This is a genomic window from Desulfocicer niacini (assembly GCF_054657595.1).
The window spans coordinates 125,349-140,064 of sequence record NZ_BAAHYK010000005.1 but is presented as its reverse complement, the minus strand read 5'-3'; the positions used below and the strand labels follow the sequence as shown (position 1 = coordinate 140,064).

The window sequence follows — 14,716 nt, the reverse complement described above, 5'->3', positions numbered from 1 at the left end:
ACCATGACACTGTATCTTGCTCTTAAATCAGCGATTATGGCACTTTTACTCGCTGTGGCATTTTACCTCTTTAAAACCAAGGTAAAACGGCTTTATCTCATCATGCAATCCGTGGACGGCACCGGTCCCGGTCAGCCGGATCACATACGACAACGCATGGGTGTTCTGTTTAAGGATGTGCTGGGCCAGAGCAATGTACGGCGCAAAAAAATGACTGGCTGGGCACACACCCTTATCTTTTTCGGATTCATGGCGGTCCAGCCCCACTCCCTGGAACTGATGGTCCGGGGAGTTATCCCCGGTTTCAGCGTGGGACACCTTGTGCCGGGGCTGTACAACGCCTATCTATGGATTGCAGATCTCCTTGGTTTCCTGGTACTTGCAGGGTTTTCCTATGCCGCCTACCGCAGGTTCGTTGAAAAACCCAGATACCTCACCATGGGCAGGGATGCCAATCTGATCATCCTTTTCACCTGTATTATTATCATCACCTTCCACCTGATCAATGCCTGCCAGGTTGTCTCCGAATATGCGGCCCATGGCTATGATTACAGCGGCGTATTTCCCGTTTCCGGCATGATCGTCACGATTTTCGGCATGGAAAGCCTGTCAGCCGGCACCCAGACGATTCTGTTTGAGATCTTCTACTTCATTCACATGTTGACCATCCTGGGATTTCTTATCTATATCCCCGGTTCCAAGCACCTGCACCTTTTGGCTGCGGTTCCCAATGTATTTTTAAAACCCCTGAAACGGGAAAAAGCCATCCAGAAGACTGACATTGAAGACGAAGATGCAGAAAGCTTCGGACTTGGTAAAATCAGCGAACTCAACTGGTACAATGTGCTGAACCTCTATGCCTGCACCGAATGCGGCAGATGCCAGGAGCAGTGCCCGGCTGATCATACGGGAAAACCGTTATCTCCCAAGGCCATTATACACGATCTGAAAACGGAGCTCTTCCGGTGGTCCCAGCCCATTTTGGAGGGCAAAAAAGAGGAGATCGAACCCTTTGCAGGGGAGGCCTCGGGCATCACCTCTGATGTACTCTGGTCCTGCACCACCTGCCGGGCCTGCGAAGATATCTGTCCGGTGAACATCCAGCACCTGGATTTTATCCTAGAGGCCAGAAAATACCAGGTGCTCATGGAGGCAAGTTTTCCTGCCGAAATGCAGGACACCTTCACCAACCTTGAAAACCAGGGCAATCCCTGGGGATTCAGTGCAGACACCCGGGGCAACTGGGCCAGTGGGCTTGGTATTCCCACCATAAATGAGAATCCCAACCCGGAGATACTGTGGTTTGTGGGATCGGCTTCCTCCTTTGACGATCGTGCCATTAAAATTTCAAAAGCCCTTGCCCAGCTGTTGAAAATCGCCGGTGTAAATGTGGCAATTCTCGGAGAGCAGGAGTGGGGCGTTGGTGATACGACCCGCAGGGCTGGAAATGAATACCTGGCACAGATGATGATCATGCAAAATGTGGAGACCCTGAACGAATGCAAGCCCAAAAGAATCCTCACGGCCTGCCCCCACACCTACAACATGCTGAAAAACGAATATCCGGACTTTGGTGCAGATTTTCCTGTGGTGCATCATTCCCAATTCCTGCTGGAGCTGGTCAAACAGAACCGATTGATCCTGGATGACAGGGCACTTGGTACCATCACCTTCCATGACTCCTGCTATCTGGGACGATGGAACGGCATCTTTGACGAACCAAGAGAGCTCATCGCACGGATGAACCGATCACAGCGACCCGTTGAGATGAAACGATCAAGGGAAAAGGGCTTCTGCTGCGGTGCCGGTGGGGCAAGAATGTTCATGGAGGAGACCCTGGGCAGTTACATCAACGTGGACCGGGCAAAGGAGATCACGGCCACCGGTGCCGACATGGTGGCATCTGCCTGCCCCTACTGCATCACCATGCTCCAGGACGGACTTAAAGAGTGCAACAGCAATATAATCGTTCATGATCTTGCGGAACTGCTGCTGCGAAAAATACAAACCAATAACTGAAAACAAAGGAAAAAAAATGAAGCACAATGCACAATTAAATCCCAAACCCAATGGGTTCCTGGGAACCTATGACCCCAAATTATTCTGGAACACCCTGATCCTGGTTTCCGCAATCACCTTGTGGGGTATCCTTGCGCCGGACAATTTTTCCAATGCCATGAACGCATCCCAGGGCTGGATATCCGTTCATTTCGGCTGGTTTTTCATGCTTGCGGTGTCTTTTTTCATGATTTTCCTACTCTGGGTTTCCATGAGCCGCTACGGCTCCATTCCCCTGGGACAGGATGGGGATTTACCTGATTTTACCTTCACCTCCTGGATTGCCATGCTGTTCAGCTGCGGCATCGGCATCGGGTTCATATTCTGGGGAATAGCAGAACCCCTTTATCACTACATGTCACCCCCCTATCTGGCCAAGGGAGCCACCCCCGGTGCCGCACCGGTGGCCATTCAGATCAGCATTCTGCACTGGGGCATACACGGATGGGCCTGTTATGCCGTGGCCGGCCTTGCCATTGCCTACAGCACCTACCGTTTAAAACTGCCCCTTTCCATCTCCAATTCCCTGTATGGTATTCTGGGGGACAAAATCAATGGATTCTGGGGAAAACTGGTGGATTTTCTGGCCGCCTTTGCCACCATTGCCGGCATTTCCACCTCCCTTGGCATGGGCTTGATGTCCATCAAATTCGGCATAAATCACGTTTTCGGAGCCGATCTTGGCACCACAGGCCTTGTGGTGGTCATGCTATTTCTCATTGCCGGCTACACGATTTCAGCTGTTTCAGGACTTAACAAAGGCATCAAATACCTGAGCAACATCAATATGATCCTGGCGTTTCTGGTCCTGATCTTCTTTCTCTTTGCAGGTCCCACAACCTTTCTTCTCAACCTCATGGTGGATTCCGTGGGAGAATATTTTTCAAATTTCATCTTCATGTCTTTCTGGACCGACCCCATGGCCCAGGCCAGTGAAGGCAAATGGCTGGGATGGTGGACCATTTTCTACTGGTGCTGGTGGATTGCCTGGGGGCCCTTTGTGGGGGGATTTGTTGCCCGCATATCCAAGGGAAGAACCATTTCAGAGTTTGTATTTGGTGTTGTAATGGTTCCCCTTGTTATCACCGTTGTCTGGTTCAGCGTGGTGGGAGGCAGTGCGATTCATGCCGAAATAAACGGCACCCTGGAAATGTACAAGGCCATATCGGCGGATGCAGGCTCCGGCATATTCACCCTGCTCACCAAGTATCCCCTGGGAAGCCTGGTAAGTTTCGTGGTATTTTTCAACCTGATTATCTTTTTGATCACATCGGCGGATTCGGCATCGTTTTTTGTGGGCATGATCATCTCCGGCGGAGAGCTTGAACCCAGCACCCCCATCAAGCTTATTTTTGGTTTTCTCATAGGTTCCATAACCGTGGTGCTGCTCATCACCGGCGGATTAAAGTCATTGCAGACAGCCTCCATTGTGGCGGCTCTGCCCTTTGCCTTTGTCATGGTGGGCATGGTGATATCCACCATCCTCATGTTGAAAAAGGAAAAATTATAACCACTTACCAGTCAGACATGCTGAACAGATTCGGAGAAATAACAAATTATGATGACTTCCAATACATTCTGCAATTCAAGCACCCGCAAGCTTCCCAGAACCAAAATTGTGGGGGAGGCGGACCTGCCCCGCATCCACGAGGCAAGCATTGATCTTCTGGAAAATACCGGGGTAATTTTCGAACACGAAGAGGCCCTGTCCATTTTTAAAAAACACGGAGCAAGGGTGGAGGGTAAAACCGTATTCATCCCAAGAGACATGGCGGAAACGGCCATGGACCAAGCCCCCACCGTCTATCGCCATGTGGCAAGGAACGATGCCCAGTCCGTCACCATCGGGGACGGCATGGCCCCCCATCCCAATGTGGGCTGTGTCTTCTGTGAGGACATGGACCGGGGGAAACGCCGGGGCCTTCTTGAGGATTACGCCAATTTCCAGAAGCTGTCCCAGGCCAGCGACATCGTAAAACTCACCGGCGCCACCCCCGTGGCCCCCGATGATGTGGAAGCATCGGAACGGGCACTTTACATGCTCTACGAAACCATAAAACACACGGATAAGCCCCTCATCGGCAGTTGCACCGTCACCAAAAAGGCCGAGGAATCCCTTCAAATGGTGGAGATGATCTTTGGCAAAGACTATCTTAAAAACAACTATTGTGTGGGGGTCAGCACCAACCCCTTAAGTCCATTAAAGTATGCCACAGAGACCCTGGACACCGTCATCGCCTATGCCAAAAAGAACCAGCCGGTGTATCTTTTGCCCTGTGCTCTCTCCGGCATCACCGCGCCCATGTCGATTTTTGCCAGCATTGTCCAGCAGAATACCGAGGTGCTTGCCGGCAACGCCCTGGTGCAGCTGATCAACCCCGGTGGGCCCATGGTCTACTGCCCTGCCTCCACCGTGGCGGACATGCGAACCGCCATCTGCATCTATGCCCCGCCGGAGCAGTTCCTCATCAATTCCACCTGTCTTCAGATGGCCATTGATTTTTACAAGGTGCCCACCCGGATCATGGCCGGCATGACCGATTCCAAAGAGGTGGACATCCAGGCGGGTTATGATACCATGCAGAACATGATGATGGGACTCATGTCCGGCGGTCACATGATTGAGCAGGTATTCGGGGTTCTTGATGCCATCATGACCATCTCCTATGAAAAATTCATCATAGATGAAGAGATGATGCGCCGGGTGATCCGCATCTGCGAAGGCGTGGACACCTCAGACAGCGAAATGTCCCTTGAGGTAATGAAAGAGGTGGGCCCCGGCGGCAGTTATCTGGCCCATCCAGATACCTTCAAACGATTCAGAAACCAGTGGCTGCCCACGGTTTCCTGCTGGACCTCCTATGACAAATGGGAATCCACGGGAAAAGAAAGTATAATGGCAAGGGCCAACCGCAAATACAAGGAGGTCCTGGGCAGTCGTCCGGAGATGATGATTTCAAAGGATCTGGACAGAGATCTGAAAGCCTTTCTTGGAAGGGTAAGGGGAGAATAAACCAAGGTCCACATCTGTTCCCCGGTGTCTTTTAAATTTCATGACAAGTTTTTTTGGGCTTGGTCATAAGATGGGCCATTCTTCTCAATTGGCGGGCCAACAGGGTGGCCCATCTTGTGACCAAGCCCGTTTTTTTGTAACTTCTCAATACCCCCGGGCTCATCAAGCTGAATATCCTTTAGGCTCCGGGTGTCTATTCAGAATGATTCAATGAATGCAAGGACTTATTGAAAACTTACGTTTTTTTAAGGCCCGGTCATAACATCGGCCATTCTGGGGAGGAATTCAGCACAAAAAAAAAGACACCGGGATAAAAATCAAAGCATCCCGGAAAAGAGTGTGATAAAACCAAACAGCCGCCATGGACAAGGTGGCCTTACAATGGGGGACAACACCATCACATACACGGTGCCTTAATGAAAACTGCAAATTTTTTCCATGCACACCGGCAATGGAAAAACAAACCGTTTTCACCAGGGTACTACCCACAGACCAACAGGAAAATGAAATGACCATGCCACCTGAAACCATGTTAAATCAAGCGGCCACAGGCATTATCGGCCTTAATGCACAAGGCGTTATTCACTATGCCAATCCCCGGGCTGAGAAAATGCTCGGCCATACCCTTGAAACAGGCACGCCCTTTGCTGCCATTGATCCTGAGGCATGGCAACAGATACAGGCACTGATGGAACAGGGAAGAAATGACCGGACAATACATATCCTGAAACCGGAGGGAGGGATTGAACTTCTGGTCTCTCTGATAAAGGACACCCTTCACCCTGAAGAAAAAAACATTGAAGGGGCCATCTGTTTCATGCGAAGCCTTGAAATGGTTGAAACTTCTATCTGGGAACACCCCGGGGTGAAAGAAATGCGCCTGCAGTTTCAATCCCTCATGGATCACAGCTATTACGGCATCTACATCATTAATGCACTGGGCATAGTCGTAAGGGTCAATGATGTGGCAGCTGGACTCATCGGGCTTAAGAAAGAGGAGATGATCGGCATGGACATCCGTGATCTTTCAGAGCAAGGTATTGTGGATCAGGCCCTGACTCCTGCCATATTGAAATCCCAAAAACCCCTCACCCGCCCCATTTATGTCATTAAAAACAACACACACATCATGGCATCGGGCATGCCCATATTTGATGACAACGGAAACATTCTTTTTGTGGTGGTCATTGAACATGACATGACCATAGTAAAGGAGTTGAGGGAGCAGCTGGAACAGGCCAAACAGGTGGCGGCCACCATCAAAAACGAATTGTCCGATCGTAATCTTCTGGAGTTGAAAAGCAGTGAAATCATTGCGGACGCTCCGGCCATGAAACAGGTGCTAACGGTATTGCTCAAACTTGCAAAGATGGATGCATCCAACATTCTCATCACAGGGGATTCCGGCACCGGCAAAGGCTTTTTATCTAAATTCGTACACCACAACGGCTCCCGCAAGGATAAACCCTTTATCTCCATCAATTGTGCGGCCCTGCCGGACATGCTGTTGGAGGCAGAACTGTTCGGGTACGAAAAAGGCGCTTTCACCGGTGCGTCTGATACCGGAAAAGCCGGGCTTTTTGAGCTGGCCAACCAGGGAACCATTTTTCTGGACGAAATCGGAGATCTGCCCTTTTCTGTCCAGGCCAAACTGCTTAAATGTCTGGACGACGGCGAGATCAGACGTCTGGGGGGGACCAAGGCCATTAAGGTGGACTGCATCGTCATTGCCGCCACCAACCATAACCTTGAAGAGCTGGTACATCAAAAGAAATTTCGACAGGATCTGTATTTTCGCCTCAATATTTTCCCGGTTCATCTGCCACCCCTGAGAGAAAGAAGGGAGGATATTCTGAAAATATCAAATTTCTACCTGAACAAATACAACAAACAATATCATCAGAAAAAGCGATTTTCAGAAAAATGCCTTGAACAACTCCAGGCATATGATTTCCCCGGGAACGTCCGTGAATTGAAAAACCTCATCAAAAATGCGGTGGTGATCAAAGAGAAGAACCTCTTGGAAAAAATCCTCCCCGACGGAAGAAGCCGCCTCAAGCCTTCCCGGGAAACCGTTTCTGAACAACAATCCCCCCCTGCCAGGGGACTGAATGAATCTCTTATACTCTTTGAACGTAAAAAGCTGAAGCAGGCCCTGGCAAAAGTGGAGTCCACCCGGGAATTGGCGAAATATCTCAATATCAGTCAATCCACCGCGGTGCGAAAATTGAAACGGCATGGACTTTCTGTTGACTGATGGGGGGACCCGACGACAACAAACCGGAATTCAAAACCAGCACCTGGATCGCCATGATCTTTTCCGCAGCCATGGGAGCTTCTGTTTTATCCTGGGCTGCCATCGTTATCCTTCCTGGACCCACGTCCCAGATATTCAACAGTATCTACCACTCCATTTTCGGATCGGATGCACAATCATCCCCGGATTCGGAAAGAACCGATCCGGGGAAGAACACAAATCAAAACCGGCTTCAACATTGATTCACCAACCATATGTAATTTTTTCAGTAAGTTGTCCAAACACATCAAACCACAACTGAATCAGCCCACTTACATGACAAACAGATAATTACATACCTGCCTTTAAAATCAGATACTTACATTATTACCCAATTTCGGCACGTATTTTGCTTTACATGTAATATTCCGATCTCAAGATGACTAAAAATAGACCGCTGTGACAACCGAATAATCACAGATGACACCATGCCCCATAAAAGGGAGGCAGACGGTTTAAAACAGCTCCCAACAATTTAAGATAAAGTACAGTGCGGTTATGATTTAACAAAAAGGAACGAATACAAACACCAATGCGACCATATTCCACCACTGAATATTAAAATTTAATGGTCCTGCCATGGACGATGGAAATTAAAGTTATCCAATATTTCAGCACGGCAGATCATGCACAAGATGCCGCTCTGGAATCAACTAAAACTGCATTGTGCAGCGATATATCAACCCCTACCAAGAGGAGCTTCAACGTGAAAAAATTGAAAACTTTTATGGTTATCCCAGTGGTGATGTCTTTATTCCTTTTACTTTCCATACCCCCTTCCATGGCCCAGGAGAAAACCCTCACACTTGGCGTACTTGGCCCCTTCACCGGTCCGGCCGCCACCACGGGTCAGGACATGAAAAATGCAGCCACCATGGCCTTTGACGAAATTGACAATAAAATTGGTGATTATACTGTCAAACTGGTCTTCATTGATGACCAGTCCGATCCCTCCAAGGGGGCCAATGCCTATGCCGAAGCCATTGAAAGAAAAGGGGTTCAGGCGGGAATTCTCAACTGGAACACGGCCGTGACCGTCTCCTGTCAGTCGGTGTGGGCCAAATACAAGGTTCCCCATTTTTTCTGCATGGGTGCCGGCATGAAAGGCAATGAAAAATGGGCGTCCTTTGCCCCCGAAGATCGCTATCTCATCATGAAGGGATGGCCCATTCCCCAGAAAATGGTGGTGGCATATGCCGACTGCTTCAGGGATGCCATTGAAAGCGGTGCCTGGAAACCAGAGAAAAAAATCATCGCCCTGTGGGGAGAAGATACTGACTGGGGACGCGGGGTTATCAACGGTCTTAAGACCCACTTGATAAACGATGGATGGGAAATATTCACCGAAGAGTATTTCTCCCTGACCCAAACCAATTTTTATCCCTTTTTAAGTAAATGCAAAAATGCCGGGGTTACTGCCATGGCCGGTTCCAGCACCGGTGCTGGTTCTGTTTCGGCCATGATCAAACAGGGTGAGGAACTGGGTTTGAAAGGGCTGAAAATTGCAGATGGACTGGGATGGATCGGTGACTGGTATAAACTCACCGGGCGTGCCTCGGACGGCGTGCTGGATCTTGTTCCCCAGATCGTCACCCCGGCCCAGAAAGCCTGGGCTGCAAAATACACAGAAAAATTTAATTTAACACCAAGCCCTGCCTCGGCGGGTATGAGTTATGATTACGCCCATTTCATGATCAAAATCGCTGAACGGGCATTGGAAAAATATGGAGAGATCACCTCAGAGACCATGACAAAAGTGGGTCGTGAAGAAGTGGCCACGGGCAAAATGAGCTATGGCTTTAAAGATGGTGCCCTGTTCCATGCCAACTACGGCACCGATGCAGACAACGTACCCGATCCCAAAATTGGGACCAAAGACTTTTACTTTCCCATGGTACAGTATGAAAAGGGTGTGGGACAATGCGTTTTTCCCGACAGCATGAAAGTCACCGATCTTAAAATCAAATAACCCGTCTCCAGGATAACCCCGCCAGGAACCCAAAGGGCCTGGCGGGATTATCCAGCGAAATCACCACCCGATGCCAGTTACGCCACCATTTTTTTAAACGATGAGACAGTATGGGTGCCTTCAACATAAGCCCCATGTGGACCAAAACAGGAGGTTGCAATTAATGAATATTTTAGAAAGCAGAGATTTAACCAAGCGATTCGGGGGCTTGATCGCAAACAACAAGATATCCATGCATTGCAAACAAGGAGAAATTCTGGGACTCATCGGTCCCAATGGCGCAGGAAAAACAACATTTTTAAATGCCCTTGCCGGTTTAAGTCCCCAGACATCGGGGCAGGTCTTTTTCATGGGAGATGACTGTTCTCAATTACCCCCGGAAGAGATGTGTAAGAAAGGACTCTCCAGAACCTTCCAGATTCCCCGCCCCTTTCCCCGGATGACCGCCCTGCAGAATGTCATGGTTGCGGCGGTGTTTGGTCTGGAGAAAAAACTCTCCAAAAAAGAATACAGAGACTACTGCCAGGAGAAGCTGGATTTCCTTGAATTCCCCATGCCCCCGGACACCATCTGCGAAACCTTAAACACCGTCCAGTTAAAACGCCTTGACATGGCCCGTGCCCTGGCATCGGACCCCAAACTGCTGCTCATGGATGAGGTGGCCTCGGGCCTCACCGAAGGAGAACTGGTTGATCTCATGAAAATCATCCGGAAAATCAATGATTCGGGGATCACCATCATCATGGTGGAACATATCATGCAAGTGATCATGGGACTTTGTGACCGTCTGGTGGTCATTAATTTCGGCAATAAAATTGCAGAGGGTCCCACCCGGGAGGTGGCCCAGGACCCGAAAGTCACCGAGGCATACCTGGGCGCCGCAGAAGAAGATTAGCCAAACGATGGACAAGAGTCCCATCCAGCACCAAATTTTTTTACCATGGCATTGATTTAAAAACATAAGGAGAAAAAAATTGCTGCTCCAAGCAACCGATCTTAATGCAGGTTATGGCTTCTTACAAATTCTGCGAAATGTATCCTTCCATGTGGACAAGGGGGAATATGTCTGCCTTGTGGGACCCAATGGTGCCGGGAAAAGCACCATACTTAAAATCCTTGCCGGCATGCTGAAACCCATGTCCGGCGTTGTCAATTTCCAGGGAGAAGAGATCAGTGGATTACCAGGCAACAAGGTCCATCGACTGGGAATCAGTTACATCTCCGAAGATCTCGACCTTTTCCAGGCCATGTCCGTAAGGGAAAATCTCGCCATGGGGGCCTACACGGTGAACGACAAAGAAATCGTGGATCAACGGCTGAGGTTTGTTTACGAACTTTTTCCAAGACTTGAAGAGAGGGAAAAACAATTGGCCGGGACCATGAGCGGTGGCGAACGAAAAATGCTTGCCATCGGAAGAGGGATGATGTCCGATCCCACGTTGATACTGGTGGATGAACCTTCCATGGGACTGTCCCCTGAAATGACCAATGCGGTTTTCAATGCCCTGGGTGTTCTCAATGCCAAGGGGATCACCATACTCCTGGTGGAACAAAATGTCACCAAAAGTTTCAAGGTCAGTGATCGGGGCTATGTCCTGGAACACGGAAAAATTGTCCTGGAGGGTCCATGTTCAGAACTGTCTGAAAATACCCATGTGAGAAAAGTGTTCTTAGGTGTTTAAAATCATCAAATAATTAATACCTTAGAAATAATTTCTGCGTTATTTGGAAGAAAATTTATTTGCTTAAGGTAGTTATCCAGCTCGCCTGGGTTAGGAATAGATCAATGATAAACGCGCAAGGAATAACATCATTTTCAAGCCGCTTTGGTGAATACTGCAAAACTGCCTCGGGCATGACCATCATCTTTGCGATTATAGTGGCAGCCCTTGCCACAATGCACAGTGGCAGCTACATTTTATTAAACACGGTGGTGACAGGGGGAATGTGGGCACTTGTGGGCATGGGACTTGCGTTGGTATTCGGGGTGATGAATATCAGCAGTTTTGCCCATGGCGAATTTTTCATGATCGGCTCGTTGCTGGCCTACTATGTATACTCACCGTTTGTGGATACTGTCCTTGATAACCCTGACACCTTTTTTGCCGCGGTCATGCCCCTGGTGGCCATGACCGCGGCCCTTATCATGGGGGGAATTGCCGGCATTTTAACGGAATATCTGGTTTTTCGTCCCATGCGCCGGCGAAGCAAAAAAGACTGGCTCATGAACTCATTTGTGCTCACTTTGGGGGTATCCGTCCTTCTGATCAACTGCCACCAGGTTTTCTTTGGGGCCGAGTTCAGGGGCATTGTAAAATATTGGAACTATCCCTCCGTCGAAATACTTGGCACCTATGTCTCCTTTGATCGATTAATGGTTTTCTTCATTGCCATGTTCATGATCCTTGCCTTCTGGATACTCATGAGCCGCACCAAAGTCGGCCGGGCCATCAGGGCCGTGTCCCAGAGTGAGCCAGGTGCCATGATAGTGGGGGTTGACATTGACGGCATTCAATCTTTAACCATGGCATTAAGCTGCGGCATGGCCGCCCTGGCCGGGGCAGCCCTTCTTTTCATGTATCCGGCCTACCCCACCGTGGGCATGGGCCCCCTTTACAATTCCTGGTTCATCGTAATCATCGCCGGTATGGGCAATGTGGCTGGGGCCGCCGTTGGCGGTTTTATGATTGCACTGCTCCAGGTACTCACCATTACATACATAGGCGAAGGATGGGATTATACCGTTCCGGTGGCCTTTCTCATGGTGCTTATGATCTTTAAACCCACGGGATTGTTCGGCACGGTCATCAGGGGAAAACTTGAAGAGTAATATTCTTAAGCGGAATCGCAGGAAAGGAGACATAGTGGAAAGCACTGAAAACAATACAAAAGACTCTATTTTAACCCATCTGGGCATGAACAAAGCCGGATTTGTGGCCCTCATCGTCCTTGCCATTCTTCCCCTGGTGCCTCCTTTTAACCAGGAGTATCTTGTCCGCTGGATGGTGGTGGGACTTTTCATGGCAGCCCAGACCGTTGCCTTTAACTTTACCAACGGCTACATTAACATCGTAAATTTTGGTTTTGCCGCCTTTGTGGGACTGGGGGCCTATACATCGGGAATATTATCTGCGAAACTTGGAATTTCACCATGGATCACCATTTTTCTGGGAGCCATCCCACCGGCATTGGTGGGATTTTTAACCGGTATTTTAACCCTGCGCCTGCGGGGTATCTATGCGGCCATAATGGCCTGGTTTGTGGGCCTTGCCCTCATGGGCCTTGCCACCAAAATGGTATGGCTCACAGAAGGGCCCCTGGGGCTCAATTGTCCACAGTTATTACAATCCACATCCAATGTCCCCTATTTTTATGTCATGCTGACCATGTTTCTGGTGGTCTACATTGTTTTAAACAAAATTGTTCAGTCCCATGCAGGTCTTGCCTTCATCGCCATCGGTCAGAATATGGATGCCGCCAGAACCTCGGGTATCAACCCCACCTTCTACAGGGTATTGAACTTTACCATATCCTGTGCCTTTGGCGGCTGGATCGGTGGATTTTATGCCCACTATTTTGGTATTCTGATGCCCGACCTTCTGCACACAAGTAAGACCGTTGAGGTATTGGTCATTGGCTATCTCGGCGGCAGGTTTGCCCTGTGGGGAGGCGCTGTGGCTGCCATTCCCTTTGTCTTTGTCATGGAACTTGTCCGATCCTCCACCTCGGACATGCCCGGTGTCAATCTTATTTTTTACGGTTTATTCTTAATTTTAATCATGATTTATTACCCTGGCGGTCTGGCCCATTTTTATGAAAACCTCAAAACCAGCACCACCCCTTCATTCTTAGGCAAACTGTTGGGTAACAAAACCAAATCCGAAAAAATCAACGCTTAACCTTCAAATAGATGGAGACAAGAAAATGAACAACATGGGCAAAGCCTGGAAACTGGGCTCCCTTGAGATTAAGAACCGTCTGGTCAGAAGCGCCACGGTGGAAGGCCTGTCCAGCAAAACGGGTGCACCCACCCAGTCACTCATTGATCTCACGGCAGCCCTTGCCAGGGGTGGGGTGGGCCTGATCATCGCCGGCACCGCATATATAAGCCGTGACGGCATGGCAGACATCAACACCACGGGAATGGACCATGATGATCTCATCGAACCTTTAGGCCTGCTGTGCCATGAGGTTCACAAAGAGGGCGGCTTTCTGGCAGCCCAGCTGCTCCATTGCGGCTCCACGGTGAACCCGGACATTCTCCCTGAAAAGGAGGCACTTTACGGCCCCTCGGCCATGATTGATCCCCTGTGCGGTGAGCCCGTATTGGAGATGGATAAAGATCGAATATCAACCATTATAACTAATTACGCCAAAGCAGCATTGCGGGCTAAAAAAGCAGGCTTTGACGCGGTGCAACTCCATGCCGCCCATGGATATCTCCTCAATCAGTTCATAAGTCCGTCCCGGAACCATAGAACCGATGAATACGGCGGCTCCCTGGAAAATCGAGCCAGGCTTCTCTATGAGGTTTATGAAGCCGTGCGAAAGGCGGTGGGCAAAACTTTCCCCGTGTTTATTAAACTGAGCGGTTACGACGGATTTGAAGGTGGCCTCACATCAGAAGATGCCGCCCAAGTCGCCGCCACCCTTGACACAATGGGCATTGACGCCATTGAGGTAAGTGCCGGCACCGCCGAAGGGGCTAAAAAAGGGGGCTGGGATCATATCATCCCCGCCCCCTTTGAAGAGGGCTCTTTGTTGAAATACGCCCTGGCCATTAAAGAGAAGGTCAACTGCCCTGTGATCTCCGTTGAAGGATGGCGGGATCCGGTGAAAATTGAAAAAGCACTTGAAAAAGTGGATGCTGTCTCCATGTGTCGCCCCTTTATCAGAGAGCCCGATCTGGCCAACAGATGGTTATTAAGTGGCGACCTTGAACCTGCCCACTGCATTTCGTGTAATAAATGCCTGGATTTAATCGCCACCTCAGGATTAGGCTGCATTTTTCACACACTAAAGCACTAATCCACTAATCCAGCACATTGCCACATATTATTATAGTGTACATGTCACCCGATTTCAGCTCAATCCGACATTAGATCTTTGACTCGACAATAGGCTCTTGTTGGATTTCAAACTCTCACCAGAGGTTCAGGCTATTGTTATTGCATTATCGCTGGGAGTTTTCATTTTCATCAATAAAGCTCAATAACACAAGCCTGACCCCGTTGGCCCGCCATTTATAATGAATGGCCCATGTTATGACCAAGCCCAGTTTATTTTTTATATAAAAAATCGGGTACTGGGTACTTGGTTCTTGGTGCTGGGTATTATAGTATACCCTGCTTTTTCTATTTTCGTTGTGGCTGGTGGTTAC

General features: G+C 49.3%; 11 protein-coding genes. All 11 read left to right on the top strand.

Going from position 1 to position 14,716, the window contains the following annotated elements:
• The first annotated feature begins 3 nt into the window (after positions 1 to 3).
• The 11 genes from ACYQ2M_RS04015 (at position 4) to ACYQ2M_RS03965 (ending at position 14,364) form a co-directional block, all read left to right on the top strand.
• A complete protein-coding gene (locus ACYQ2M_RS04015; RefSeq protein WP_459915031.1) occupies positions 4 to 2,019 on the top strand; it encodes a (Fe-S)-binding protein in 2,016 nt (671 codons plus the stop codon).
• A 16-nt stretch (positions 2,020 to 2,035) separates the two neighbouring features.
• On the top strand, positions 2,036 to 3,568 hold the full coding sequence (locus ACYQ2M_RS04010; protein WP_459915030.1) for a BCCT family transporter: 1,533 nt from the start codon (positions 2,036 to 2,038) through the stop codon (positions 3,566 to 3,568).
• Positions 3,569 to 3,616: 48 nt separating this feature from the next.
• Entirely contained in the window at positions 3,617 to 5,071 is a 1,455-nt protein-coding gene (locus ACYQ2M_RS04005; RefSeq protein WP_459915029.1) for a trimethylamine methyltransferase family protein, read from the top strand.
• Between the two features lie 451 nt (positions 5,072 to 5,522).
• The gene (locus ACYQ2M_RS04000) at positions 5,523 to 7,328 is read left to right on the top strand and encodes a sigma-54 interaction domain-containing protein (protein WP_459915028.1); all 1,806 of its coding nucleotides are present in this window, start codon (positions 5,523 to 5,525) and stop codon (positions 7,326 to 7,328) included.
• A complete protein-coding gene (locus ACYQ2M_RS03995) occupies positions 7,328 to 7,570 on the top strand; it encodes a BCCT family transporter (RefSeq protein WP_459915027.1) in 243 nt (80 codons plus the stop codon). Before ACYQ2M_RS04000 ends, ACYQ2M_RS03995 begins: the two co-directional genes overlap by 1 nt.
• A 503-nt stretch (positions 7,571 to 8,073) precedes the next feature.
• On the top strand, positions 8,074 to 9,336 hold the full coding sequence (locus ACYQ2M_RS03990) for an ABC transporter substrate-binding protein (RefSeq protein WP_459915026.1): 1,263 nt from the start codon (positions 8,074 to 8,076) through the stop codon (positions 9,334 to 9,336).
• A gap of 163 nt (positions 9,337 to 9,499) precedes the next feature.
• Positions 9,500 to 10,231 carry an ABC transporter ATP-binding protein gene (locus ACYQ2M_RS03985; RefSeq protein ID WP_459915025.1) on the top strand — a complete coding sequence of 244 codons (732 nt, stop codon included), beginning with the start codon at positions 9,500 to 9,502 and terminating at the stop codon, positions 10,229 to 10,231.
• Between the two features lie 79 nt (positions 10,232 to 10,310).
• Positions 10,311 to 11,018 carry an ABC transporter ATP-binding protein gene (locus ACYQ2M_RS03980; protein ID WP_459915024.1) on the top strand — a complete coding sequence of 236 codons (708 nt, stop codon included), beginning with the start codon at positions 10,311 to 10,313 and terminating at the stop codon, positions 11,016 to 11,018.
• Positions 11,019 to 11,122: 104 nt separating this feature from the next.
• A complete protein-coding gene (locus tag ACYQ2M_RS03975; RefSeq protein ID WP_459915023.1) occupies positions 11,123 to 12,166 on the top strand; it encodes a branched-chain amino acid ABC transporter permease in 1,044 nt (347 codons plus the stop codon).
• Positions 12,167 to 12,200: 34 nt separating this feature from the next.
• Positions 12,201 to 13,235, top strand: coding sequence for a branched-chain amino acid ABC transporter permease (locus tag ACYQ2M_RS03970; protein ID WP_459915022.1), 1,035 nt, complete (start codon positions 12,201 to 12,203; stop codon positions 13,233 to 13,235).
• Positions 13,236 to 13,260: 25 nt separating this feature from the next.
• Positions 13,261 to 14,364 carry an NADH:flavin oxidoreductase gene (locus ACYQ2M_RS03965; RefSeq protein WP_459915021.1) on the top strand — a complete coding sequence of 368 codons (1,104 nt, stop codon included), beginning with the start codon at positions 13,261 to 13,263 and terminating at the stop codon, positions 14,362 to 14,364.
• The last annotated feature ends 352 nt before the right edge of the window (positions 14,365 to 14,716 follow it).